This window comes from Actinoallomurus spadix, from assembly GCF_024055725.1.
GTDB classification, from domain to species: Bacteria; Actinomycetota; Actinomycetes; order Streptosporangiales; family Streptosporangiaceae; genus Actinoallomurus; species Actinoallomurus spadix.
This window is the reverse complement of sequence record NZ_JAMXMX010000006.1, coordinates 140,327-165,323: the sequence shown is the minus strand read 5'-3', so window position 1 is coordinate 165,323 and position 24,997 is coordinate 140,327. Positions and strand designations below refer to the sequence as shown.

Genomic DNA, 24,997 nt, shown 5'->3' with positions numbered 1-24,997 from the left:
TTCCCCTCACCGGGGTCACGGCGCCCGATGCGACATGTGCACGTTGACCGCAGCACCCCACTGGAGTCTCGAGTGAGCAAGCGTACGTACCAGCCGAACAACCGCCGCCGGCACAAGAAGCACGGCTTCCGGCTTCGTATGCGCACCCGCGCGGGGCGGGCGATCCTGTCGTCGCGCCGCCGCAAGGGCCGCGCCAGCGTCGCGGTCTGAGCAGCGGCGGCTGTGCTGCCGTCCGGACACCGGATGCGGCGGCGAGAAGAGTTCACCTCGGCCGTTCGGCGCGGCGATCGTGCCGGACGGCCTAATCTCGTTCTTCACCTGCAGTTCCGGGATGACGTCGACGAACCCGCCCGGGTCGGCTTCACCGTCGGCCGCCAGGTCGGTGCCGCCGTCGTACGGAACAAGGTCCGTCGCAGGCTCCGGCATATCGCGCGAGAACACCTGCATCGCCTCGCACCGGGTAGCCTGCTTGTCGTGCGGGCCAACGCCAAGGCGGCGACCGCACGCCACGAGGAACTCGCCGCGGATCTCGACGCGGCACTCGACCGGCTCCTGCGGCGACAGGTCAAGAGGCGGACATGACGGACAAGCCGACGCTCGCGGCCCGGGCCCTGATGGTGCCCATCGTCTTCTATCGTCGGTTCATCAGTCCGCTCCTCGGCCCGGTCTGCCGCTACCAGCCGACCTGCAGCGCCTATGCCCTGGAGGCGCTTCGCACCCACGGCGCCCTCCGCGGTGGCTGGCTCGCGGTGCGTCGCATCGCCCGCTGCCACCCCTTCCACGCCGGCGGATACGACCCCGTCCCGCCGCAGAAGGACCGAGCACCACAAGACCTCACGCCGCGTCAGAGCGGCACTGTTTCGGAGAGCACATAGGAGCCAGCCGGTGAGTCTCAGCTTCCTCGATCCGCTGTTCAAGGCCGTCGCGTGGGTGATCGTACAGATCCACGCCGGCCTGAGCCTGATCTTCCCGGCGGACAGCGGATGGGCGTGGGGCCTGTCGATCTTCCTGCTGACCGTCCTCATGCGGGTCATCATCTTCCCGCTGTTCGTGAAGCAGATCCACGCGTCCCGCAAGATGCAGGACCTGCAGCCGCAGGTGCAGGCGCTGCGCAAGAAGTACAAGAAGGACAAGCAGCGCCTCAACCAGGAGATGATGAAGCTCTACCAGGAGGCGGGCGCCAACCCGCTGTCCGGGTGCCTTCCGCTGCTGGTGCAGTTCCCCATTTTCATCTCGCTGTACAACGTGCTGCGCGCCATCTCCACGGCGAAGCCGGGCGAGTCCAAGTACGGCATCTCGGCCAAGCTGATCTACAGCGCTCAGCACGCCCACATCTTCGGCGCGCACATCCCCTCGACGTTCAAGGACGCCTTCTCCGACGGGCACGTCGGCGCGATGATCGTCACCGGTCTCGCCGTCGTGATCAGCTCCACGACGACGTTCTTCACGATGAAGTCGAGCGTCGGCCGGTCGATGCAGAGCATGACGGCCGACAACCCGATGATGCAGTCGCAGAAGTACCTCGTGTACCTCTCGCCGCTGTTCGGCCTCTTCGGCCTCACGCTGCCGCTGGGCGTGCTGATCTACTGGGTCACCACCAACTCCTGGACCCTGGCCCAGTCCCACTACGTCTACAAGAAGTACCCGATGCCGAAGCCCGGCGAAGAGGGCAACGGCGCCGCCGCCACCGCCAAGCCGGGAGCCAAGCCGGCCGCCGGCGCCAAGGCCGGCGCGGCGAAGGCCGGTACGAAGACCACCCGCACCGCGGTGCGGAACGGTGCCGCGAAGCCCGCGACGGGCAGCGCCCTCGTGGGTAAGGCGAAGAAGAAGGAGCCCGAGGCGGAAGCGCCGGTGGACGAGGTGGACGACGACACGCCGAAGGCCGTACGGCACCAGCCGACACGCCAGTCGCGGAGCAAGAGGAAGCGATAGCGTGACTTCTCAGTCCAGCCGCAGCACGCAAGAGGAGCCCGGAGTGAGCCAAGCCGAAGCCGAGACCGCGGAGACCGCGGAGGCCGTGAAGGTCGACATCAAGGCGCTCGAGCAGGAAGGCGAGATCGCGGCGGACTACATCGAGGGCCTGCTGGACATCGCCGACCTCGACGGCGACATCGACATGGACGTCGAAGGCGAGCGGGCGCTGGTGTCCGTCGTCGGCGCCACGCTGGACGAGCTCGTCGGCCGTAAGGGCGAGGTGCTGGAGGCCCTCCAGGAGCTGACCCGTCTCGCGGTGCACCGCCAGACCGGGGAGCGCAGCCGGCTCATGCTCGACGTCGGCGGCTTCCGGGAGCGCCGTCGGTCGGAGCTGTCCAAGCTCGGCACCGAGGTCGGGGAAGAGGTCAAGCGCACCGGCGAGCCGAAGGCCCTGTCGCCGATGACGCCGTTCGAGCGCAAGGTCGTCCACGACGCGATCGCCGCCATGGGGCTGCGCAGCGAGTCGGAGGGCGAGGAGCCCAACCGGTACGTCGTCGTCTACGCCGAGTAGCCGACCGGCCGCGCCCATCAGCATCAGCTAGAAGGCCCCGCCACTCACGATGGAGTGGCGGGGCCTTCGTCTGTTCTGACTGGTGTGGCCGGTCAGCCCACGGCGGGTCGTGTCGGCTTATTCCGGCTCGTACCTCGTAACGTCGCGGCGGCTCCCCGAAATGGGGCGGGGGCGGACCGGCGACTCCGCGCGGTTGGCAGGCTCCTGGACGATGACCGTGGGGCTCTCCTCCCGGGTGACGTACAGCGGATCGTCCTCGACGATCTGCGCCACCTGCCGGCGGCGGCGCGGGCGCGTGTAGGCGAACGTGATGGCCAGCCACGCGGCGCCGACGAACATCAGGATCCATCCGATCATCTGGATGTCGATCCCGCTGACGTGGAAATTGAAGGCGAAGGCGAGGATCGCTCCGATCGCGATGAACGCCAGGCCCGTTCCGATGCCCATCTGAGACGGCTCCTTCCGGGGATGGATCGGCCAGCGGGAGACGTACCCGGTCCACGCGAGATATGCACAGGGCCGTGTTTTCCTTGCGGGGCGGGAGAGCCGATGGAGGAAGGACCGGCCCCTCCGACGACGACCAGGCGATGGGTGACGGCCCCTCTGGCGCGTCAATGCCGTCCGCGCCGCCACGGAACCGTCGCCGATGCCCGGACCGGCCGGCGGGATTCTTGCCGGCACTTCGGGAGTCGCCGTCACGGCTGCACCGATCCCGCCATTTCCTCTTGTTTCACGCGTCAGTGCACACGGCACCCACGGATCCTGTCCTCCTCCGCCACCGGCCCATGGCCTCCGGGCACCTCCCGGGCGACGGCCATCGCGGTGGACGGGCCGGGTCGCGCGGGTCGGCGTTCCCGCGAGGCCATGCGATGTGGAAGCATTCCAAAACTGTGGGGACCCATACGACGTTTCTGAGCCGCTGAGCCATGCCACTACTTCCTGCGCCGTCGATCGCCCGCGAGATCTTCGCCGACGCGCTGCCTTCCGCCGAGAGATACGCCGAGTTCCTCGCCGGTCCCGGAGTCGAACGCGGACTCATCGGCCCGCGTGAGGTCGATCGCCTGTGGGAGCGGCACCTGCTCAACTGCGCCGTGATGGCGGAGGTGATCCCGGCCGATGCGACCGTCATCGACATCGGCTCGGGCGCCGGGTTGCCCGGACTCGTGCTCGCCATCGCGCGCCCGGATCTGTCGGTGACACTCCTCGAGCCGCTCCTCCGCCGGACCGTGTTCCTGCAGGAATGCGTCGACCTCCTCGGGCTGTCGAACGTGGAGGTCCGCCGGGCGCGGGCAGAGGAGGTCGCCGGCGAGTTCGCCGCCGACGTCGTCACGGCGCGGGCGGTCGCGCCGCTGGAGCGGCTGGCGGGCTGGGCGCTCCCCCTGCTGCGGCCGGGCGGTGAGCTCCTGGCGCTGAAGGGCGAGCGCGCGGCGGCCGAACTCGAACAGGCGAGCGCGATCCTGAGTGAATTCGGCGTTCGCGACACGGAAGTCCTTCAGGTGGGTCACGGTAAAGTCGAGCCCCCGGCGACGGTCGTCCGTGTCGTCGCCGGCAAGGCTCCGCGACCTTCGGGGAGACGGACGAGTTCTCGTCGCGGCGGGCGCCGGCGCGGCGAACGGAAGAGGTGACGAGCCTTGACGACAGCAGAGGGCTTGGGCTGGCCGGACCGTACGGGAGCGTCCGCACGGCAGTCCTCCGGACTCGGCTGGCCGGGTGCGTCGGCGGCCGCACCTCCATCCGCGGCGGTGGCGGCGGACACCAGGCAGTCGACTATTCCTCCTGTGACGACCACTCCCGCGGCGGTGTCTCCTGAGCCGAAGACGTCCACAGAGCCGGAGTCTCCAGTAGCGGCGGCGTCTCCGGCGGTGGCAGAGTCTCCGGCCGTGGTGGAGAGGGCGCCGGTCGCTGAGTCTTCGGGTGGTCCTGCCTCACTTCCGGAGGGGGCCACCACCGCTGAGCCGGAAGAGCCGGTCGTCGTGGCCGCCGCCGCGGAGAGCTCGCCCGCTGTTGATCCTGTCAATGAGACGTCGCAACGTGTCCCGGTCCATGGGGAGTCGAAGTTGGTAAGTGAGGCACTCAAGTCGGCCGATGTTTCACGTGAAACAGCGCAACCGATGGTGCGGGCGACGGCGGCCGCGTTCAAGGCGGTCGCGAAGCGGGATGAGAAAGAGTGGCCGAGGCCGCCCAAGTGCCGCATCATCACGATCGCCAACCAGAAGGGCGGCGTCGGTAAGACGACCAGCACGGTGAACCTGGCGGCCGCTCTGGCGATGCACGGTTCACGGGTTCTCGTGATCGACCTCGACCCTCAGGGGAACGCGTCGACCGCCTTGGGCGTCGAGCACCATGCCGACATCCCATCCGTGTACCACGTCATCCTTGAGGGCGGCCCGTTCGAGGACATCGTCGTCCCGGCCGAAGGGCTGTCGAACCTCTACTGCGCGCCGGCCACGCTGCACCTGGCGGGTGCGGAGGTCGACCTCGTTCCGATGGTGGCGCGAGAGTCCCGCCTCCGCCGGGCGCTGGAGGCGTACGACACCGGCAAGTTCGACTACGTGCTGATCGACTGCCCGCCGTCGTTGGGATTGCTCACCGTCAACGCCCTGACGGGAGCCGAAGAGCTGCTCATCCCCATCCAGACGGAGTACTACGCCCTGGAGGGGCTCACGCAGCTCCTGCACACGGTCGACCTCGTCCGGCAGCACCTGAACCCGAACCTCGCCGTGTCGACGATCCTCCTGACCATGTACGACGCGCGGACCCGCCTGGCCGCGCAGGTGGCCGACGAGGTGCGGAGCCACTTCGGCGACCTGGTGCTCAGCACGGTCATCCCGCGGAGCGTCCGGGTCTCCGAAGCGCCGAGCTACGGTGAGTCGGTCCTGACGTACGACCCGAGTTCCAGCGGTGCGCTGGCCTACACGGAGGCAGCCCGTGAGATGGCCTACCGGGGTGCGGAGACCGGCGCATGACGAGCAGCAGGGCACCGAGGCGCGTCAGTGCCTCGGCCGCGACGGATGACGCTTCACAGGGACGCAGCGCTAGGGAAGGTATGAAGTGAGCCAGCCACGCCGAGGTCTGGGTAAGGGCCTGGGCTCGTTGATCCCGACGGCACCCGCGCAGCCGGCGTCACCGCCGACCGGAGTCGCCGACTCAGGCCCGCTCGACGGAACGCCCCAGCCACAACCGGTGGCGGGCGCGCACTTCGCCGAGCTGCCGATCGAGGAGATCACCCCGAACCCCCGGCAGCCGCGGAGCACCTTCGACGAGGTCGCGCTGGAGGAGCTCGCCGCCTCGATCAAAATCGTCGGCCTCCTCCAGCCGGTCGTCGTCCGCGAGCTCGGCCCGAATCGCTACGAGCTCATCATGGGTGAGCGGCGGTTGCGCGCGTCCAAGCTGGCGGAGCTGGAGAAGATCCCGGCGATCGTCCGGGATACCGGTGACGACGACATGCTCCGTGACGCCCTCATGGAGAACCTCCACCGGCAGCAGCTCAACGCGCTGGAGGAGGCCGCCGCGTACCGGCAGCTGCTCGACGACTTCGGTGCGACGCACGAAGAGTTGGCCGCCCGGATCGGGCGTTCCCGGCCGCACATCACCAACACTCTGCGGCTGCTGAATCTGCCGCCCGTCGTCCAGCGGCGCGTCGCCGCCGGAGTTCTCAGCGCCGGGCATGCTCGGGCGCTCCTCGGCCTGGAGAGTGCCGAGCAGCAGGAGTACCTCGCGAAGCGGATCGTCGAGGAGGGCCTTTCGGTCCGGGCCGTCGAAGAGCTGATCACCCTGGGCGAGGGTGGCGAGACGAAGCAGGCGGCTCGACGGAAGGCGCCGAACCGACCCGATAATCCCCGCATCCGAGAGCTCGCCTCCGAGCTCTCGGAGCTCTACGAGACGAAGGTGCGCGTCGACCTCGGCCAGCGCAAGGGCAAGATCGTGGTCGAGTTCGCCACCCTCGAGGACCTCGAACGGATCGTCGACGCGATGACGCCGGACAGCCGTCCACGCGCCTAGCGCCCCTCGGGCGGATGGTTTCACGTGAAACACCGCCGGCCACCCGCTCGGGGAGAGGTCGATCGAACCAAAGCTCTAAGCTCCCGCTGAGCGGGAATAGGTCTCGGGGAATGAAAGCGCTCCGCCCAAGAAGGGGGCCTGGCCGGTGTCGCGTCGTTTGGTGAACATCACGCTCGACAATCTTGATGATCTGCCGTCACGGTGTCGCAGTTGCGTGTTCTGGGAGCTCGATCCGGTGAGTAAACAGCGGGCCGAGGACTGCGGGAACACGGAGCTGGAGAAGGAGGCGTGGATCTCCGCCACGCTTCTCGAGTGGGGAAGCTGCGGCAAGATCGTCTACGTCGATGGCGTTCCTGCGGGCTACGTCCTGTTCGCGCCGCCGCTGTACGTTCCGCGCTCCGTCGCCTTCCCGACGAGCCCCGCCAGCGCCGACGCCGCTCTCCTCATGACCGCCCACATCCTGCCGGAGTTCCAAGGCGGCGGGCTCGGGCGGATGCTCGTCCAGGGGGTCGCCAAGGATCTGACCCGACGGGGCATCCGGGCGATCGAGGCGTTCGGTGACCTCAAGTGGGAGAAGCCCGGCTGCGTCCTGCCGGCCGAGTACATGCTGGCGGTCGGTTTCAAGACCGTACGGCCGCATCACCGATACCCGCGCCTGCGCCTCGAGCTCAAGTCCGCCATTTCGTGGCGCGAGGACGTCGAGGTCGCTCTGGAACGGCTCCTCGGCTCCATGTCCCCGGAAGGTGCCCTCCGCCCCGTCTGAGGGCGCCTCACGCCCGCCACCGGTCAGCTCCGTCAGCCGGGCCACGCACGCGCCAGAACCGCAGCGGCGACGAGGGCGCGGGACGCTGCCGGCATGGCTGATCGATCCTCTCGGACCAGGAGGCCGCAGCGGAGCGCCGAGGGGTTCGGTGGTCGACACAACCGAAACCCTCGGCGCGTCATTGCCGGCGGCGTTGGCCACGGGCCTTCGATGCCGCCGCGCGCCCAGTTCGATCGGCGCTGTCGCAAGGTCACCGGATGTTCGGTCGGGGGAGAGTGTGGCGTACCGCGCATGCGAGTTCGCTGCGGCCCCGCGTTCGTGCCTCAGCCTCCGATCAGGGTGCGTTCGAGGAGGGGAAGCAGGCGATCCCAGTGGCGTTGCAACCCGGAAGGGTTGAAGGCGTCGGTATCGGACATGGTGAAGCCGTGAACGGTGCCGGGGTAGATCTCGGAGGTGTAGTCGACGCCCGCGGCATCCAGGGCCTGGTTGAGCTCGCCGAGGGCCTCAGGGGTGATGTCGGTTTCGGCGTGGCCGAAGTGGATCTGAGCGGTGAGCGTGGAGAGACCGTCGGGTCCGACGGCCCCCACGGGACCGTGGAATCCCGCGACCGCGGCCACCTCGCCGGGATGGGCTGCGGCCGTGCGCACCGCCAGGAGGGCGCCTATGCAGTAACCGGTCACCGCGACCGGCCCGGCGCTGACCTCGGGCTGGGTGGTGAGGAATCCGAGGTAGGCGTCGGCGTCGCTCAGGACGCGTTCGGTGGTGTGCGCCTCGATCAAGGGCATCACTTGGGCGAGGACCACGGGCCGGGCCTCTTCTCCGATGTACTCGGGAAGCTCGACCACCGGTGCCGGGCCCTCGCGGTAGAAGAAGTTGGGGACGAGCACGTAGTACCCGTGCCCGGCCAGTTCGCGGGCCATCTCCCGCAGTACGGGCCGGATGCCGAAGCCGTCCGCGTACATCAGCACCCCTGGGTGCGGGCCGCCACCGTCGGGGAGAGCGGCGAAGGCGTCGGCCTGGCCGTCGGTGGTGGGGATCTGCAGAGTCTTGATGGGCATGACTTCTCCTGTCGTGGTTGATGTGTCGAGCGTGTGATCAACACGACGGAGGCGGAGCCCGTGCGGCAGCGCAAGTTCCTCGATTGAATGGCGGGCGCGCACCGGCCCGTACGGCGCTCAGGAGGGCACCGGGTCACCAATCCGTGTGTGGCGCAATGCCGTCCCGGTGATCATCGCCGGACAGCGTAGCCCACCGGATAGAGCGGCGCACCCCGGCGTGGTCTCTCTGGACCTGGCCACGCTTGACGAGCTCGGTCGTCAGGGCTGGGAGCGCTTCCGGTGTACAGACGGGTGCGGAGACCTCGGCTGGACGGTAGGTGGCGCGCCCCAGCCATGGCTCCACGCCGATGAGGTACGTGACGAGGACCGCGACCACGATCCAGCCGGCGACGGTGATCTGGCGCTGGGCCGACTGGCGAGGGCACGGAAGGTCATGGCGCAAGGCGACACACCGCGCATTTCCGGATCACCCCTGCTTTCGACTGCTCTGAGGGACGATCGAAGGGGGCCTCGAGCGCCCGAGGAGCCTTCTGGGGTCTGAGAGGGCCATGGGGCGCCCAGACCCCCGGATTGAGCCCATCACACTAGGGCGGCGACGTTCGCCCGCCAGCGGGGCTGTGGCGAGTTTTCGCAGGCCAGGGGCATGAAATGGCGGTGGCCCCCTGTGAGAACACGGGGCCACCGCCGACCGGGCCGCAGGAGGCCGGTAGATCTGATGAGATCAGGCGCCGAGGAGCGGCACGGAGGAGGAGAACTGCTGCGGGGTCAGCTCCGCGAGCCCCTCCTCTTGCAGCCAGTGCTCCGCGTCGAGCGCCGCCGCGGCGCCGGTGCCGGCCGCGGTGATCGCTTGGCGGTAGCGGTGGTCGACGACGTCCCCGGCGCCGAAGACGCCAGGGATGTTGGTGTGGGTCGTCGGCGCCGCGACGCGGAGGTACCCCTCCTCGTCCAGTTCCAGCTGGTCGGCGAACAGCTCGGTGCGCGGCTCGTGGCCGATCGCGATGAACAGGCCCGACAGCTCGAGGGTGCTCTCCTCACCCGTCGTCACGTCGCGCAGCCGGACGCCGGTCAGCTTCTCCTCGCCGAGAATGTCGGCGACCTCGCTGTTCCACGCGAACTTGATCTTCTCGTTGGCGAACGCGCGGTCCTGCATGATCCGGCTGGCGCGGAGCGTGTCGCGCCGGTGGATGATGGTGACCGAGCGGGCGAACCGGGTCAGGAAGATCGCCTCTTCCATGGCGGAGTCGCCGCCGCCGACGACCGCGATGTCCTTGTCGCGGAAGAAGAAGCCGTCACAGGTGGCGCACCAGGAGACGCCGCGGCCGGAGAGCTGCTTCTCCTTCGGCAGCCCGAGTTCGCGGTACTTCGAGCCGGTGGCGATCACCACCGCCTTGGCGTGGTAGACGTCGTCGCCGACCTTGACGACCTTCGGCGAGGCGTTCAGGTCGACCTCGGTGACGTCGTCGGCGACCAGTTCGGCGCCGAAGCGTTCGGCCTGCTTGCGCAGGTTGTCCATGAGGTCGGGACCGATGATGCCGTCGGGGAAGCCCGGGAAGTTCTCCACGTCGGTGGTGTTCATCAGAGCGCCACCGGCGGTCACGGAGCCTTCGAAGACCAGCGGCTTCAGGTCTCCCCGGGCCGCGTAGATCGCTGCGGAGTATCCCGCCGGCCCCGAACCGATGATGATCACGTTCCGGACGTCGCTCACCACAGTGCCTCTCTCTGATCGCGTCCGCGGAACCGTGCCCCGGCCGGGGTGGCCCGGTCGGCTCCGCTCGCAGTGCCCTAAACCGATCCTAGGGCGCGGGCATTCCCGGTCGCGCACGCACGCGGCATCGCGGCGGGACAGGCCGTCCGGGACGGCGGTGCGGCGGGACCGATCGTCGTACGGCCGTACCGCCTTGGGCAGGCGGCACGGCCGTACGACGCCGGGCGATCAGCGGGTGATCTGCCGGTGGGCGATCAGGTCCGGGTCATCGGCGGAGCACTTCGCTCCGACGATCCAGACGTCGGCGTGCCCGGTGTCGGCACCCGGCAGTGCGATCACCGTCGCCGGACGGCCGTCGTAGGTGGCCGAGTCGACGAGCAGTGGCGCCTTGCCGCCGCTCACCCGGCCGACACAGTCCGCCAGCGATCCGGGTGCCACCGCGTTCAGGGCGCGGTTGGCGGCGGTCGACGTGGACAGTGCCGAGGTGACCTGCGACTCCAGGTCCGCCGAGGTGTAGCGCGTCCCGCTCCGTACGGCGGTGAACGGAACGGAGCGTTCCGGCCGTGGCTGCGCCCGGGTGCCTCCCGCCCGCGGGCGGGAGGGATCCTCCACTGGTCGCTGGGAGACCGTCGCGCTGTTGGAATCGCCGTTCTCCAGGACGGTGCGGGCGATGACGCCCCCGCCGCCGACGACCACCACCGCGGCCGCCGCCGCGGCGAGGACTTGAAACCGGCGGGCGTGCCGGTGCATCGGCACGTGGGACGCCGCTTCGGCCGCGATCACCGCGTCGAGTCGCTCGACGAGGTGAGCGGGCATCGGCGGAGTGGGTGCCTCCGCGAGCACGCGGGACACCTCCGCGACCTCTGTGGCCCGATCACGACATTGGGCGCACTCGGTCAGGTGTTGTTCTGCGGATGTGGCCGTGGCTTCGTCGAGAATCCCCTCGGCGAGGTCGGCCAGCGCATCGTAGTCAAGGTGTGCGGCAGTCACGCGGATGTGCCACCTCCTTCCTCCGCAGATTCGACGCCCGAGCCGCGTCCCTGGTTCCTCAGGTGCCCGAGAAGCGGTGCGAGGCGGGCCCGGCCGCGTGCGCACCGGCTCTTGATGGTGCCCGGCGGGACCTCCAGGACCCTGGCGGCCTCGTCGACGGCGTACCCCATCATGTCGACCAGGACGAGCGCCGCCCGCTGTTCGAAGGGTATGCGCTGCAGCGCCTCGCTCACGTCGAGGGACAGTTCGTGTGCGGAGGTGGGATCAGGGTTCTTCGGCGCGACGGAGTCGAGTGTGGCGTCATCGCCCATCGGCACGACGGGCCGGATGGTGCGTCGCCGGATCCGGTCGAGGCAGGCGTTGACGACGATCCGGTGCAGCCAGGTGGTGACGGCGGCGTCGCCGCGGAACCGGCCGGCCGCGCGGTACGCGGACAGGAAGGCGTCCTGGAGGGCGTCGGCGGCCTCCTCATGGTCGCCGAGCGTGCGGAGCGCCACCGCCCACATGCGGTCGCGGTGCCGCTGTACGAGCTCGGAGAACGCGTACGGATCGCCATTCGCGTGCCGTGACAGCAGCTCTTTGTCCGGGACGGTCTCGACTGATTGTCCCCCGCGCATGACCGCCATTTTCGTCAGCCCGCTCCGTAACCGGCGACCCCGCCGATGATGTATCGCCTTCGTCCAGCGTGTCCCCCCGAGTCCCCCTTCCGGTGCTGCCACCGTGGCCGGCGCACAGGTGTTCTCCCGGTGCGGGGGGCCTCGACACGTTCACGATGGTAGCCGTCTCGGTACCGTCGCGTCCCCTCTGAGGGAATCATCCCCGTCCGCTCCATTCGGCGGTGCTTTCACCGGGGATATGCGGTGACGGTCACGTCCTTCCGGAAGCGCGCTCGGCACCGAGCCGGACCAGCCTGATCAGGCCGTTCCATACACGGTGACGTCTTTCACCTTGACCTGGAAAACGCCGATGGATGGCAGCTTGCTGAACCAAAGGGTGACGTATTGGCCCTTGACATGCTTCCCCGTCAAGTCGAAGTTGCCGACCGCGTCACCGGTGTCCTGAGTCTGGGACGCGGAGGACTTCCGGGAGTCTCCGACCCGGAGCTCGACCCGGCCGGGCGTCCCGTCCGGCATGCTCACGGCGACTTTGTCGACGGTCACGGTCCTGCCCATGTCGAGGACGAGGCCGATGCCCTTGCGCTGCCCGCCGAAGTCGGCGCCGTAGTAGTGCTGGGTCGTCCAGTAGCTCGACTTGCTGGAGTCGGTGGCCTTGTCGAGATCTCTCGGCGCGGTCGTGTCCACGTGCGGCGGGTCATTGTCCAAGAGGACACGGTCCACCTTGAGCTCGCCGACCTTGGGCGTCGGAGACGCGGCGGCGCTGGACTGCGTCCCGCCCTTGGCGTTCTTGTTGTCGTCGTCGCCGCCCATCTGGGACACGGCCCAGCCGCCCACGGCGACCACGACGAGCACGACGACGACCACGACGGCCAGGAGGGCCTTGTTGGAGGACCCCTGGCCGCCTCCGCCGCGTGAGCCGCCCGAGGAGCGCATCTCCGCTCTGGAGTGCTGCGGCGGCTGGGGCGGCTGCGGAGGGCGCATCCGGGCGCTGTCGGGCACCGTCTGCACGGGAGGGATCGGCTGGGACGCCGCGGGGGACATCTTCGCCGTGCCGTCCGGGTTGCTGTCGGGCCGCGGCATGACCGCCGGGGGCGTCGAGCCGACGAGGGGCACGAAGGGCAGTGGCGACCGGGGGACCTTGGCGAGGGCGTCGGCGAAGGCTCCGGGGGAGTCGAACCGCTCGGGGGCGCCCCGGACGGCGAGGCCCAGCGCCCGGCCGGTGATCGCGTCGAGGTTATGCGGGATGCCCGCGCGGACCTGGCTCGGCAGGAGCGGCAGCCCGTCGGCCCCGCTCGGCGCGGGCGGCAGGACGGTGCCCTCTCCCCCCGGCCAGTGGCCGGTGAGCGCGGCGTACAGCATGGCGCCGAGGCCCTGGACGTCGTCCAGCGCGGGAGTGTCGGACTCCGCCCCGGACAGGACGGCCTCGACTCCCAGGCCGGTGATCTTCACCGTGCCGCCGCTGGTCCAGACGAGGTTGTGCGGGGTGAGGCAGAGGTGGGCGAGGCCGGCGGCGTGCGCGGAGGTCAGCGCCTCGGCGGCCTCGAGCAGGAACGCGGCGGCCCGGTCGGCCTCCATGGGGCCCTGGGCGAGGAGGTCCTCGAGGGTCTCACCGGTGACCCACTCGCTGACGACGTACGCGCGCTCGCCGCTGTCGTCGGCGTCGAAGACCTGGGTGAGCCGCGGGTCGGTGAGGCGGCTCGCGGCGCGGGCCGCGGTCACGACGTCGTTCACCCGGGGGAAACCCGGGGCGAAGGTGAGCACCGCCACCGAGCGGGCGAGGATCTCGTCCGTCGCCTTCCAGAATGTGGAGCCGCCCGCTTCGCTGACGCGGTCGTCCAAGCGGTATCGACCGGCCAGGCGGGTTCCAGGTTCGATGACGGACGTGCTCAACGCGGCGTCCGGCGTAGGTGGTCGCATCCCATCATCAGTGCCGTGGCTCCCTTACGCCTTCGACCCTCCCTCGTTCCCTTATGGACGGAGGAAGACTTCATCACAATCCCGCCCGATCGTAGGACGCTCGAGGAGCGTCGCTGGATTACTACCCGGCGCGAGTCGCGCTCTCCCACCTTACGGGCAGTGCCTCCTAACTCGCCCCACGACCGGGCAATCTGGCCATCACGGTTCGCTGCAGCGATTGCAACTCCGGAATGCGCAGAAGGCGCGCGACCAGGAAGTACAGCACCATGGCCCCGCCACCGCCGACCACCAGAACGCCCAGCGACGAGATGAGGTGGTAGTAGAACAGCTTGTAACCGAGCAGATGAACGGCGAGCGCGAACCCCAGCGCCGGAACCGTCGCGACCGCGATCTTCACGTGCGACGTGACGATGTGCCGGGCGCCGAGTCCGTTCAGCCGGCGGCGCAAGATGAGGGCGGCGACGACACAGCCGAACGTCCAGGACACGCCCAGGGCGATCGAGATGCCCTCCACGATCTGGTCCGTGGGCAGCGTCTTGTAGCCGATCACCCCGAGCGTGATGCTGATCGCGACGTTGAAGACGGCCATGAACGCCGGCGTACGGGTGTCGGCGAGCGCGTAGAAGACCCGCAGCAGCAGCTGGTAGATCGCGAAGGGCACCAGCGCGAACGTGAACGCCTGCAGCACGTTCGCGATCATCAGCGCGTCGGAGACCTTCGTGTGGCCGTGCGCGAAGAACACCGTGGTCATCTCCGGCGCCAGCGCGAACAGCAGCGCGGCGGCCGGCACGATGACCACCGAGGACAGGTTCAGCGCCGACGACATGTCCTCCCGGACCAGGTCGAAGCGCCGCTCGGAGGCATGCCGGCTCATCTGCGGCAGCAGCGCCGTGACCACCGAGACGCCGACGATCGCGTACGGGAGCTGGAACAGCAGGTACGCGTTGCTCCACGGCGTGAGCCCGACGCCGTACGAGATGCCCTCGCGGGCGCCCTTGTCACCGGCGCCGTTGGCGATGTTGGTGTTGACGACGAAGCCGATCTGCTGGATCGCGACGTACAGCAGCGTCCACAGTGCCATGCCGCCGACCGGTGCCAGCTCCTCGCGGCGGAAGTCGAACCGCGGGCGGTACCGGAAGCCGACCTTGCGGAGGGACGGCCACATGGCGATCGTCTGGATCACGATGCCGAGAGTGGTGCCGCCCGCCAGGAGCACGATCTCGGTGTGGCTGATGTTCCCCGGGCCGACGTCCTGGCCGGCCACGAAGAGGAACGCGATGCCGACGACGATCACGACGATGTTGTTGAGCACCGGCGTCCACATGGGCGCGGCGAAGCTGCCGCGGGCGTTCAGCGACGCGCCGGCCAGCGCCCCGACGCCGTAGAAGAAGATCTGCGGCAGGAAGAACAGCGCGAAGATGACCGCCAGGTCGTGCTTCTGCTTGTCGTACGAGCCGGCGTACAGGTCGACGAGGAGCGGCGCGCACACCATCGCGATCGCCGTCAGCGCCAGGAGCGCGCCGAGGACGAGCGTCAGCAGGCGCGCTTCGTACTCCTCACCGTACTTGCGGTCCTTCTCCAGGGCGCGCACCAGCATCGGGACGTGCACGGCGGTGAGCACGCCGCCGAGGAGCAGGTCGTAGATGACGTTGGGGAAGGTGTTCGCCGTGTTGTAGACGTCACCGAGCGCGAGGGTGCCCAGCGCCATGACGAGCACGGCCGTGCGGACGAAGCCGGTGAGGCGGGACGCGATCGTGCCCAGGGCCATGACGGCGCTGGACTTGAGCAGTCCGCTGACGCCGCCGCGGCGGCCGGGCTCCTCGGCGGGCTCCTCGGGGGAGATCGCCGGGAGATCGACCCGGGTCACCGCGGCCTCGGGGCCTGGTTGTGCCTCAGTCACCGGTCGTGCCCTCCGCTTCGTCGCCTCGGCGCCGTATCACGCGATATCCGACGCCGACGAAGAGTACGGCAAGTGAGATGCCCGTGATGAGCAGCGCGGTTCGCCCGTACGCGGTCGCGCGGACCTGGAGCACCCTGGTCGTCGTGAACGGCTGGTCGTCCGGGCCGAGCAACTGGAGGTAGACCTGAGCGGGGCCGTTGGCCGCCGCCTTCATGTAGAGGTTGACCGTCTCCTTGTGGCCGGCCTCGAGGGTGATCTCGCTCTGCTTCGACCCGGGGCCCTCGACATGGAGCCGGGTGTCGTTCTGTGAGACGGCGCGCAGCCTGATCTTCACGGTGCCCTGCTCGAGCTCGTTGGAGACCGTGATCGGCACCTGCCCGGACTTGCCCGCCAGGTCGAAGTGGTCGTTGAGCACCTTGATCTTGTTCTGGGCGGTGCTGAGCCGGCTCTCCATCGTCTGCCGCAGCCTCAGGCCCGTCCGGGTCTGGTCGCCCCAGGCCGACGACTCGAGCCGCAGGGCGCCGAGGGTGAACCCGCTCGCCGGTGGCTGGAAGATCATGTCGAACCGCCAGGCCTCCCGCCTGAGGTCGTGCACCGGCTTCAGGTAGCGCTTCGACAGGCCGGTCTGGCCCTTCTGCGGCAGGAAGGTGCGCGGCTCCGGCTTCTGCTTGAGGGCGGTGCGGAGCTGGACGGGGCGCATCCAGGGCGCGTGCTGGGTGAGCTGGAGCAGGTCCTTGGCGAAGGTCGCGCCCGGGCTCCAGCGGCGCGGCGGCACGACGACCACGGTGCGCGGGTTGTACGGCTGCTCGTTGGTGATCATGGCGGTCTCGGCGAGGAACCGCTGCTCGGCGAGCGCGACTCCGCCCGGCTCGTCGGTCTCCGCGGCGAGGACCTTGTTGATCGTGTCGTCGTACGCGACGAGCTTGACGTTCTTGCCGTCGATCCGCTTCTGCGCGACGGGGTCGGGGGTGTGGTTCTGGGCCTGCAGGTTCGGCAGGACGGTGCTGTTCAGCAGGATGGTGCCGGCCCCCGCCTTGACGAGGTCGGTCAGGGTCCGCTGGTCGACGGGGCCCTCCGGCGGCACCGCCACCGAGGTGTTTTGCAGCGGCAGGTTGGCCCGGCCGAGGGCGGACCCCACGGCGGTCACGGCGGTCTTGAGGTCCTGGCCCATGCCGGCGCGCGACAGGGCGACGACGTCCGGGTCGGCGTACGGCGTGGCGATGGCGGTCTTGCCGGCGAGGGCGGTTCGCAGGGACGCGAGCCATGTCTCCGCGGGGGCGCTCTTCGGCTTGCGGGCGTCCTTGACGGTGTAGCCGTCCTTGCCGGCCATCTGCGCGGCGTCGTCAGCCAGCGCGGGGTCGACGAGCCAGCTGACCCACTTGTACCGATTGGCCGCCGCGACGAGGTCGTTCAACCGGCCTCCGGCGGCCAGCGCGCGTTCCAGGCGGTCGTCCGTGAACGTCGAGTCGTCGGCGCGGTGCGGCTGGTCGACCACGGGCCAGACCCACGAGACACGGGTCTTCTGGGCCGAGGTGGTCCGCGGGAAGTAGGTGATGAACGTGCGCTGCCGGGTGACGACCTGGTTGACGGAGTTCAGCACCTCGACGGCGAGCGGGTAGACGCCGAACCCGGGCAGGCGCATCCGGCTGACGGGCACCTTGAGGGACCACGGCTGCTTGCCGCCCGGTTGTGCGGCCGCCGGCACCGACTGTACGGCGCCGGCGGTGTACGGGTCGGGGCCCTTCCCGTCGGCGTACAACTGGAGCGCGCCGCGGCTCAGCTCGGGCTGCGCGGAGTAGACGAGGCGCACGGTGAGCCGCTGGTAGGCGTTGTCGGACTGGTTCTGCACCTGCCCCCAGAGTTTCAGGGTCTGGGAGGACTGCCGCAGGTAGCTCGGGGTGATCCCGTCGATGACGAGGTTGACCGGCGACTTGGTCGCGGGCTGTCTCTCGCGGGACGCCCGTTCGGAGGTCGCGGCGCGGGTGGTGTGCGCGGCGTGGGTGCCAGGGTGGGGCGGGGGGCTCGCGGCGAACGCCGGGCCTCCGGTGAGCGCCAGCGGGACGACGAGGGCGAGCAGCCGCTTCATACGGTGCCCGCGAGCAGCTCGGGCACCTTGACGACGAGGGCTCGTTCGTCGGCGTAGGCGAGACGGTCGGTGACCTCGTCGAGCGGGACCCAGGCGACCTCGGCGACCTCCGCGTCACCGTCCGAGAGGGTCCCTCCGACGGCGATCAGCAGATGATGGTGCACGGTCTTGTGCACCCGTCTCCGGTGGGCGGAGAACCAGTAGTCCACGCTGCCGAGTGGGGCGAGGATCCGGCCTCGGATGCCGGTCTCCTCCTCGACCTCGCGCACGGCCGCCTCCTCGATCGTCTCGTCGGCCTCGAGATGCCCTTTCGGCAGCGACCACAGAAGCCTGCCGTCTCGGTCGTACCTGGCGATCAACGCGGCTCGCGGGGTGCCCGCCGTGTCGACGACCAGTCCGCCCGCCGACGTCTCCTCGCGGTGACGGCCCGAGGGGCCGGCGGTCCGACGAGTTGGTCTGCGCGGGCGGGACACGGCCGCAATCGTAGTAGCCGTAGGTGCGTCCTCGGTCAATGATCGGTGGGACGCGGGGCGTCGTTCGCGCCCGTGCAGGGGATCGGTGTGGGTTTCGCCTCGCAGAGCGCGACCAGGTCGACGGTGTGAATCCCGAGGGCGGTCCACGGCTCTCCCGTGGTGGTGTAGACGACCTCGTCGGTGTACGTCGTCCGCTGGTCCACCAGCATGGTGACCTCGGAGGGCAGCAGGAGGGGCGCCACCAGGTCCGCCGCGTAGTCGGTGACCGCGTTCACCAGATCGACCGGTGCCGGGCGGATCTCCGGAACGCCGACGACGTCGGCGACGACGGACGGCGCGGGCCGGCTCCCCGCGGGAACGATCACCGCGATGAGGGGATGGTGCTCGGTGTAGAGCCGGCCGGGCTCGTACGGGAGGTAGATCCGCGTGCACAGGCAGCGGGAGGAGGGGAGGCCGAGCACCTCTGGGAGATCGTCCGCGCAGCTGATGTGTCTCGGCAGGCGTACGATCTCGTGTGCCGTCTGGCGCTCCAGCAGGAGCCGATGGATGGAGAGTGCGTCCTTCATCGTGGTCCCCGTGCCCGTTCAGGTGGTTTACCCCGATTCAGGGGTCTTAGCGGATCACCCGAGGGGTGATTCGCGTTTTGCCCGGCACCTGCGAGGACTTAGGCTCGATTGCCGTGCCGAACGACCATGACGTGACCTCCGACCAGCACGTGGCAGTCAGCGAGCTGCTGCGGCGTGTGACGCCCCTCGCCGACGAGCTCGGCCGGCGCTTCGCGGACGCGGGCCACCAGCTCGCGCTCGTCGGCGGCCCCGTACGCGACGCCCTGCTCGGGCGCCCGGTCAACGACCTCGATTTCGCCACGGACGCCCATCCCGACCGGGTCCTGCGGATCGTCGAGCGCTGGGCGGACGCCGTCTGGACGATCGGCATCGAGTACGGCACGATCGGGCTCCGCAAGGGCGACCTCCAGCTCGAGATCACCACCTACCGCAGCGAGTCCTACGACCCCGGCTCCCGCAAGCCGGAGGTGACGTACGGCACCTCCCTGGAAGGCGACCTCGCCCGCCGCGACTTCGCGGTGAACGCCATGGCGGCCCGCCTGCCCGGACACGAGTTCGTGGACCTCTTCGGCGGCCTGCGCGACCTGAAGCAGAAGATCATCCGGACGCCCGGGCGCCCCGAGGACTCCTTCGACGACGACCCGCTCCGGATGATGCGCGCCGCCCGGTTCGCCGCCCAGCTGGGCTTCACCGTCGCCCCCGAGACAGTCGCCGCGATGAAGGCGATGGCCGACCGCATCGACATCGTCTCGGCCGAGCGCGTCCGCGACGAGCTGTCCAAGCTGATCCTCGGCGCGCACCCGCGCGCCGGCCTCACCCTGCTGGTCGACACCGGGCTGGCCGAGCGGGTGCTGCCCGAGCTTCCCAAGCTCCGGCTGGAGATCGACGAGCACCACCGGCACAAGGACGTCTACGACCACACCCTGATCGTGCTCGAACAGGCCATCGCCCAGGAGGAGGACGGCCCGGACCTCGTGCTGCGGCTGGCCGCACTGCTGCATGACATCGGCAAGCCGAAGACACGCTCCTTCGTCGACGGCGGCCGCGTGACCTTCCACCACCACGAGGTCGTGGGCGCGGCGATGGCCAAGAGCCGCCTCACCGCGCTGCGCTACCCCAAGGACGTCGTCGCCGACGTCTCCCGCCTCGTCGAGCTGCACCTGCGCTTCCACGGGTACGGAACGGGCGAGTGGACCGACTCGGCGGTGCGCCGCTACGTCCGCGACGCCGGGCACCTGCTGCCGCGGCTGCACAAGCTCACCCGCGCCGACTGCACGACCCGCAACCGGCGCAAGGCCACCGCGCTGGCCCGCACCTACGACCGGCTCGAAGAGCGGATCGCCCGGTTGCAGCAGGAGGAGGAGCTCGCGAAGATCCGTCCCGAGCTGGACGGCAACGAGATCCAGCAGATCCTCGGCATCGGGCCGGGCCCGGCCGTCGGCAAGGCGTACAAGTTCCTGCTCGATGTGCGGCTCGACCGCGGCCCGATCGGCAAGGAGGCCGCCGCCGAGGCCCTCCGCGAGTGGGCCCGCGAACAGGGCTGACGAGCGGAGCGGAGATCCCCGCCCCGGGCCGTCGTCGTTCCCCGCCCGGGGCCGTCGCCGAGATCGGCGCCTGAGACCGTCACGGCTGCCATCATGGGGTCGCATGGGCCCTGAGGAACTCCTCGCGTACGACCGGGAGCACATCTGGCACCCGTACGCCCCGATGCCGGCGACCACGCCGGTGCATCCGGTCGTCGCCGCCGAGGGAGTCCGGCTGACCCTCGCCGACGGCCGCGAGCTGATCGACGGAATGTCGTCGTGGTGGGCGGCGATCCACGGGTACGCCCACCCCGTCCTCGACGCGGCCATCACCCGGCAGCTCGGCGCGATGGCCCACGTGATGTTCGGCGGCCTCACCCACCCGCCGGCCGTACGCCTCGCGGAGCTCCTGGTCGACTGCACGCCGGACCCGCTCACGAAGGTGTTCTTCGCCGACTCGGGGTCGGTGTCCGTCGAGGTCGCGATCAAGATGGCGCTGCAGTACCAGCGGTCGCGGGGGCGTACGGACAAGACCCGGCTGTGCACCGTGCGCGGCGGGTACCACGGTGACACGTTCGGCGCGATGGCCGTCTGCGACCCGGTCGGCGGCATGCACCACCTGTTCACGGACCTGCTGCCCGCCCATGTCTTCGCGCCCATGCCCCCGGCGACGTACGAGCCCGCGTACGCCGCGGAGCTGGAGAGCCTCGTCGCCGCCCACGCCCACGAACTGGCCGCCATCATCGTCGAACCCGTCGTCCAGGGCGCGGGCGGCATGCGCTTCCACGACCCGGCGTACGTCCGCCTGCTGCGCGAACTCGCGGACCGGCACGACGTCCTGCTGATCCTCGACGAGATCGCCACCGGGTTCGGCCGCACCGGCACGCTGTTCGCGTGCGAGCGGGCCGGGATCAGCCCGGACATCATGTGCGTCGGCAAGGCGCTCACCGGCGGCTACCTCACGATGGCCGCGACGCTGTGCACCGACCGGGTCGCCCGCGGCATCGGCGACGGCGAGGCCGGCGTGCTGATGCACGGCCCGACGTACATGGCCAACCCGCTCGCCTGCGCGGTCGCCACCGCGTCCATCGGGCTGCTGCGGGAGCGCGACTGGCGGGCCGAGGTCGCCGGGATCGAGAAGCTCCTCACGGCCGGTCTGGAGCCCGCCCGTGGCATGGCCGGCGTGTCCGACGTCCGGGTGCTCGGCGCGATCGGCGTGATCGAGCTGACCGACCCCGTCGACGTCGGCACCGTGCAGGACGCCGTCATGGCCGAGGGGGTGTGGCTCCGGCCGTTCCGCAACCTGATCTACACGATGCCGCCGTACGTCTGCGCGCCCGACGACGTCGACCGGATCACGCGGGCGATGCTCGCCGGGGCACGCGCGGCGGCGCGCTGATCATCGACGGCGCGGGAAGGGCCGGTCCGCCGGCATAGCCGTGAGCATCCGGACGCGTCTCAGGGGCTGACGCACTTCGGAGGTGGACATGGTCGCCGTGACCGCCGCAGCCCCGACCGGGCCGCGACCCGACCCAGCAGGACCCGACCCGGCAGGACCCGACCGGCCGGACGTTCCGGAGGCCGGCCGCCCCGGATTCCTCCGTGGCCTCCTCGACCTGATCACGCTGCTCCTCGCGCCCGAGCCGGACCTGCACGCCGGCGACGACGGGCACGCCCTCGACGAGGAGGGCGAGCCGGACGCCCTCTGAGCCCCCAGCTTCCGGCACCGATTTCGCCTGGCGCGGCATAGCCACCGCGCCCCGGAGGCGTCTAACGAGATCGACGCACTTCGGAGGTGACGATGGATGCCGCGGCGGAGCGACATTTTCACGAGTTCGTGGTAGCGCGATCACCGGCGCTGATGCGTCTCGCCTACCTGCTCACCGGCGGTGACCAGCAGACGGCCGAGGACCTGCTCCAGGTCGCGCTCGTGAAGACGGCGGCCCGCTGGCGCACGATCGAGGACCCCGACGCCTACGTGCGGCGCGTGATGTACCACCAGCAGGTCAGCTGGTGGCGGCTCCGGTGGCCGCGCCGGGAGACGCAGGTGGCGACCCTCCCGGAGACGGCGCGGGACGACGACACCGCCGTCGTCGACCTGAGGATCACCGTACGGCGGGCGATGGCGCGGCTCACCGCCCGGCAGCGCGCGGTCCTCATCCTCCGCTATTTCGAGGACCTGTCCGAGTCCGAGGTGGCCCGGATCCTCGACTGCAGCGTCGGCACCGTACGCAGCACGACGCACCGGTCCCTGGCCCGCCTACGCCGGCTCGCCCCCGAGCTGGCCACGCTGGAAACCCTGACGGAGGTCCACCAGTGAAGCTCGAGACGCTGCTACGGCGATCACTGACGGAATGGTCGGCGGAGGCCACGGTGCCGGCCGGGCTGGCCGAGCGTGCGCTGCGCCGCCGCGTCCGGCGGCGCGTCCGTACGGTCGCGCTGGCGACCGGCGGGGCGGCACTGGCCGCGGCGGTGGCGGTGACGGCGGGCCTAGAACGGAAACCGGCGTCGCCGCCGGCGCCACGACCGGCGACCCGGCCGACTCCGGCGGACACCAGCCTGCACGCCGACCCGGCGCACTCTCCGCCCGTACGGCTCGTCGCCGCCGGCCGGATCGCGATGTCGGCCTACTACGTGACGCACCGGGCGAAGAACGGCGTGACGGCCTCGTCGCAGCGCACCTGGTACGTGTACGACCCGGCGGTCGGCCGCTACCGGGAGACGCCCTGGGCGTATCTGACCGTCGCACCCGGCCTGCGGCAGGCGGCCGTGCTCGAAGGCCCGTTGCCGGTCGCGCGGGTCGGCCTGCTGGACACGCGCACGCGGAAGGTGACCCGGTGGATCCCGCTCGATCACCGGGCCGGCGGTCTGTCCTGGTCCGCGGACGGGCGGCGGCTCCTCGTGACGGCGTACGCCCAGAACCCGGACCTGGCCAACGGGCCGAGATCCAGCACACGGACCGGCTTCTCCGTGGTCGACGCGAAGACCGGCCGTCCGGGCCCCTTCCGTGCCCTCCCCCCGGTTACGAACAATCCCAACACCAGGCAGGATCTCGGATGGAGCCGGACGGGCACGCTGATCTGGTCACCGACCGGCACGGTACCCAACAGGATCTTCTACGACCTGCAGGGGAGGCCGCAGGCGGCACCGCCCCACGAGGCGGAGGGCGACCAGGAGGCCGGGTTGTCGCCGAACGGCCGGTACGTCGCCAACCGCAACCCCGGTTCCGGCCCCGGGCCCCTGACCGCCGTCAAGGACGTCACGACCGGGCGTACGGCCGGCCTCCAGCCCGTCGAGCAGCTGCGCGCGTGGGCCGACGACGGCCATCTGATCGCGCTGGCCTGCGAGCCGAAGGCATGCATGGGCAAGGGTGAGTTCCACAACCGGCTGGTCCTGGTGAGCGTCAACGGCAGGAAGATCACGCCGCTCACCGGCTATCAGCATTCGGACCGGTCCGGCGCCTGGGTCCCGGTCTTCACGCCCCGCTGACCGCAGCCCAGACTGCGGGACGCACGTTGGTCCCTGGCGGGTGCTGCCGGTAGAGCGCGGTATCCGCCAGGGATCAAGCTCTCGGCCGCACGCCGTCGGCTGTGGTGACGCTCGAAGGAGTACCCGCCGCCAGGCGGTAGCACAGGGCCGACAGGGCGTAGCCGACGCCGATGAGGGCGAGGACGCCGTAGGACTTGCCGTCGGCGGGGAGGAGGGCGGCGGCGACGGCGAAACCGGCCACGTACATCCCGTTGAAGAGCATGTCGTAGACGGCGAAGATCCTGCCGCGGAAGGCGTCGGCCACGGTCGTCTGGACGATCGTGTCCACGCAGAGCTTCACGCCCTGCGCCACCAGGCCGAGCACGAAGGCGCCGAGGACGAACGGCACCGGCGAGAACGGCGCGGCGAGTATCACCTCGGCCACGGCGGCGAACGCCAGCTGGATCGCGATCCACACCTCCTTGCGGATCCGCTCGGTGACGAGCGGGGTGGTCACGGCCGCCAGGAAGTAGCCGATCCCGGACACGACGAGGACGACCGCGAACCCGCCGAGACCGGCCTCCGCGCTGCTCGCGAAGTAGTTGCGGAAGAGCAGCACCGTCATGATCGTGGTGATGCCGTACAGGAAGCGGTGGGCGCCGATCGCGCCGAGCGCCGCGGCGGCCGGCCGCCGGTCCCGTACGTGCCGGACGCCCTCGATCAGGCCGTGCAGCACCTGCCCGAGCGCCTCGCGGGTGCCGGCCCGCACCTCGCTCTGGTCGGGTCCGAGCCGGTCGCGGCCCAGCCGCGTGGCGACGAGCGCGGTGACGGCGTAGAGGACCGCGGAGGCGGACAGGACGGCGGCGGTGCCGGAGTGGCCGGCGCCGAACAGCACGCGCAGGACGTACCCCACGCCGGCGCCGGCGAAGGTCATCATCGTCCCGGAGGTGACCGACACGGCGTTGGCGGTGATGAGCTCCTCGGCTCCGACCACGCGCGGCAGAGCCGCCGACAGCGCGGACAGGAAGAACCGGTTCACCGCGAACACGACGAGCGCGGCGAGGAAGAACGGGACGCCGTCGTCGCCGCGCGTCAGCAGCAGCGCGGTCACGGCGACGGCCACGGCCCGGATCAGCGGGGCGTGGACGAGGATCTGCCGGCGCCGCCAGCGGTCGATGAAGACGCCGGCGAACGGGCCGAGCACGGAGTACGGCAGGAGCAGCACGGCGGCCGTGACGGCGGCCTCCGTCGCGGTGGCCTGCTGCTCGGGGGAGAACAGGACGTACCCCGCGAGGCCCACCTGGAAGACGCCGTCGGACAGGGCCGAGACGACCCGCGTGGCGAACAGGCGGCGGAAGTCCTGACCCCGGATGACCAGGCGCAGGTCGGCGGCGTAGGACACCGCCCAAGCGTAGAACAGCGGAACGGCCGGTCGTCCCCGGGG

25 protein-coding genes are annotated in these 24,997 nt (G+C 70.3%); 14 read left to right on the top strand and 11 right to left on the bottom strand.

Annotated elements, in window-relative coordinates:
- The first annotated feature begins 72 nt into the window (after nucleotides 1-72).
- The 5 genes from rpmH to NE235_RS10505 are packed head-to-tail and all read left to right on the top strand — an operon-like array spanning nucleotide 73 to nucleotide 2,485.
- On the top strand, nucleotides 73-210 hold the full coding sequence (gene rpmH / locus NE235_RS10525) for a 50S ribosomal protein L34 (protein WP_252801254.1): 138 nt from the start codon (nucleotides 73-75) through the stop codon (nucleotides 208-210).
- 33 nt (nucleotides 211-243) lie between these two features.
- The gene (gene rnpA, locus NE235_RS10520; RefSeq protein WP_252801252.1) at nucleotides 244-582 is read left to right on the top strand and encodes a ribonuclease P protein component; all 339 of its coding nucleotides are present in this window, start codon (nucleotides 244-246) and stop codon (nucleotides 580-582) included.
- Complete coding sequence (yidD, locus tag NE235_RS10515; RefSeq protein WP_252801249.1) at nucleotides 579-875, top strand: membrane protein insertion efficiency factor YidD; 297 nt, start codon at nucleotides 579-581, stop codon at nucleotides 873-875. The genes rnpA and yidD overlap by 4 nt, the downstream gene beginning before the upstream one ends.
- Nucleotides 876-885: 10 nt before the next feature.
- Nucleotides 886-1,932, top strand: coding sequence for a membrane protein insertase YidC (gene yidC, locus NE235_RS10510; protein ID WP_252801247.1), 1,047 nt, complete (start codon nucleotides 886-888; stop codon nucleotides 1,930-1,932).
- 43 nt (nucleotides 1,933-1,975) lie between these two features.
- A complete protein-coding gene (locus NE235_RS10505; protein ID WP_252801245.1) occupies nucleotides 1,976-2,485 on the top strand; it encodes a Jag family protein in 510 nt (169 codons plus the stop codon).
- Between the two features lie 117 nt (nucleotides 2,486-2,602).
- Here NE235_RS10505 and NE235_RS10500 read toward each other — a convergent pair whose 3' ends face one another.
- Nucleotides 2,603-2,932 carry a DUF6458 family protein gene (locus NE235_RS10500; protein ID WP_252801243.1) on the bottom strand — a complete coding sequence of 110 codons (330 nt, stop codon included), beginning with the start codon at nucleotides 2,930-2,932 and terminating at the stop codon, nucleotides 2,603-2,605.
- A 479-nt stretch (nucleotides 2,933-3,411) separates the two neighbouring features.
- Between NE235_RS10500 and rsmG the strand changes: the two genes are divergently transcribed.
- The 4 genes from rsmG to NE235_RS10480 all read left to right on the top strand — a co-directional run bounded on the left by rsmG (nucleotide 3,412) and on the right by NE235_RS10480 (nucleotide 7,250).
- Entirely contained in the window at nucleotides 3,412-4,110 is a 699-nt protein-coding gene (gene rsmG / locus NE235_RS10495) for a 16S rRNA (guanine(527)-N(7))-methyltransferase RsmG (RefSeq protein ID WP_252801241.1), read from the top strand.
- A 486-nt stretch (nucleotides 4,111-4,596) separates the two neighbouring features.
- Nucleotides 4,597-5,451, top strand: a complete 855-nt coding sequence (locus NE235_RS10490; protein ID WP_252801239.1) for a ParA family protein — start codon at nucleotides 4,597-4,599, stop codon at nucleotides 5,449-5,451.
- An 85-nt stretch (nucleotides 5,452-5,536) separates the two neighbouring features.
- Nucleotides 5,537-6,487 (top strand): ParB/RepB/Spo0J family partition protein, encoded by a 951-nt coding sequence (locus tag NE235_RS10485; RefSeq protein ID WP_252801237.1) that lies wholly within the window; start codon nucleotides 5,537-5,539, stop codon nucleotides 6,485-6,487.
- 235 nt (nucleotides 6,488-6,722) lie between these two features.
- Nucleotides 6,723-7,250 (top strand): GNAT family N-acetyltransferase, encoded by a 528-nt coding sequence (locus NE235_RS10480; RefSeq protein ID WP_252801235.1) that lies wholly within the window; start codon nucleotides 6,723-6,725, stop codon nucleotides 7,248-7,250.
- Between the two features lie 323 nt (nucleotides 7,251-7,573).
- Here the strand turns inward: NE235_RS10480 and NE235_RS10475 are convergent, their stop codons facing one another.
- The 9 genes from NE235_RS10475 to NE235_RS10435 form a co-directional block, all read right to left on the bottom strand.
- Nucleotides 7,574-8,308, bottom strand: a complete 735-nt coding sequence (locus tag NE235_RS10475; RefSeq protein ID WP_252801232.1) for a dienelactone hydrolase family protein — start codon at nucleotides 8,306-8,308, stop codon at nucleotides 7,574-7,576.
- A 721-nt stretch (nucleotides 8,309-9,029) separates the two neighbouring features.
- On the bottom strand, nucleotides 9,030-10,013 hold the full coding sequence (gene trxB, locus NE235_RS10470; RefSeq protein ID WP_252801230.1) for a thioredoxin-disulfide reductase: 984 nt from the start codon (nucleotides 10,011-10,013) through the stop codon (nucleotides 9,030-9,032).
- Nucleotides 10,014-10,241: 228 nt separating this feature from the next.
- Nucleotides 10,242-11,003, bottom strand: a complete 762-nt coding sequence (locus tag NE235_RS10465) for a cupin domain-containing protein (RefSeq protein WP_252801229.1) — start codon at nucleotides 11,001-11,003, stop codon at nucleotides 10,242-10,244.
- Entirely contained in the window at nucleotides 11,000-11,620 is a 621-nt protein-coding gene (gene sigM / locus NE235_RS10460; RefSeq protein WP_252801227.1) for an RNA polymerase sigma factor SigM, read from the bottom strand. The genes NE235_RS10465 and sigM overlap by 4 nt, the downstream gene beginning before the upstream one ends.
- Before the next feature lie 297 nt (nucleotides 11,621-11,917).
- Entirely contained in the window at nucleotides 11,918-13,459 is a 1,542-nt protein-coding gene (locus NE235_RS10455; RefSeq protein WP_252801224.1) for a protein kinase family protein, read from the bottom strand.
- Nucleotides 13,460-13,703: 244 nt separating this feature from the next.
- Nucleotides 13,704-15,437, bottom strand: a complete 1,734-nt coding sequence (gene murJ / locus NE235_RS10450) for a murein biosynthesis integral membrane protein MurJ (protein ID WP_252801223.1) — start codon at nucleotides 15,435-15,437, stop codon at nucleotides 13,704-13,706.
- Nucleotides 15,430-17,523, bottom strand: a complete 2,094-nt coding sequence (locus NE235_RS10445) for a DUF6049 family protein (RefSeq protein ID WP_252801221.1) — start codon at nucleotides 17,521-17,523, stop codon at nucleotides 15,430-15,432. The genes murJ and NE235_RS10445 overlap by 8 nt, the downstream gene beginning before the upstream one ends.
- Nucleotides 17,520-17,996: an NUDIX domain-containing protein gene (locus tag NE235_RS10440; protein WP_252801219.1), complete on the bottom strand. Its 477-nt coding sequence runs from the start codon at nucleotides 17,994-17,996 to the stop codon at nucleotides 17,520-17,522. The genes NE235_RS10445 and NE235_RS10440 overlap by 4 nt, the downstream gene beginning before the upstream one ends.
- A 35-nt stretch (nucleotides 17,997-18,031) precedes the next feature.
- Nucleotides 18,032-18,562, bottom strand: coding sequence for an aminoacyl-tRNA deacylase (locus NE235_RS10435; protein ID WP_252801217.1), 531 nt, complete (start codon nucleotides 18,560-18,562; stop codon nucleotides 18,032-18,034).
- 113 nt (nucleotides 18,563-18,675) lie between these two features.
- Here NE235_RS10435 and NE235_RS10430 point away from each other — a divergent pair, with 113 nt between their 5' ends.
- The 5 genes from NE235_RS10430 to NE235_RS10410 all read left to right on the top strand — a co-directional run bounded on the left by NE235_RS10430 (nucleotide 18,676) and on the right by NE235_RS10410 (nucleotide 23,574).
- Nucleotides 18,676-20,106, top strand: a complete 1,431-nt coding sequence (locus NE235_RS10430; protein WP_406567559.1) for a CCA tRNA nucleotidyltransferase — start codon at nucleotides 18,676-18,678, stop codon at nucleotides 20,104-20,106.
- Nucleotides 20,107-20,209: 103 nt separating this feature from the next.
- Nucleotides 20,210-21,484 carry an adenosylmethionine--8-amino-7-oxononanoate transaminase gene (locus NE235_RS10425; RefSeq protein WP_252801215.1) on the top strand — a complete coding sequence of 425 codons (1,275 nt, stop codon included), beginning with the start codon at nucleotides 20,210-20,212 and terminating at the stop codon, nucleotides 21,482-21,484.
- Nucleotides 21,485-21,572: 88 nt separating this feature from the next.
- The gene (locus NE235_RS10420; protein WP_252801212.1) at nucleotides 21,573-21,794 is read left to right on the top strand and encodes a hypothetical protein; all 222 of its coding nucleotides are present in this window, start codon (nucleotides 21,573-21,575) and stop codon (nucleotides 21,792-21,794) included.
- Between the two features lie 92 nt (nucleotides 21,795-21,886).
- The gene (locus NE235_RS10415; RefSeq protein WP_289848437.1) at nucleotides 21,887-22,405 is read left to right on the top strand and encodes a SigE family RNA polymerase sigma factor; all 519 of its coding nucleotides are present in this window, start codon (nucleotides 21,887-21,889) and stop codon (nucleotides 22,403-22,405) included.
- Nucleotides 22,402-23,574 (top strand): TolB-like translocation protein, encoded by a 1,173-nt coding sequence (locus NE235_RS10410; RefSeq protein WP_252801208.1) that lies wholly within the window; start codon nucleotides 22,402-22,404, stop codon nucleotides 23,572-23,574. The genes NE235_RS10415 and NE235_RS10410 overlap by 4 nt, the downstream gene beginning before the upstream one ends.
- A gap of 73 nt (nucleotides 23,575-23,647) precedes the next feature.
- Here the strand turns inward: NE235_RS10410 and NE235_RS10405 are convergent, their stop codons facing one another.
- Nucleotides 23,648-24,955, bottom strand: a complete 1,308-nt coding sequence (locus tag NE235_RS10405) for an MFS transporter (RefSeq protein ID WP_252801206.1) — start codon at nucleotides 24,953-24,955, stop codon at nucleotides 23,648-23,650.
- Between the last annotated feature and the right edge of the window lie 42 nt (nucleotides 24,956-24,997).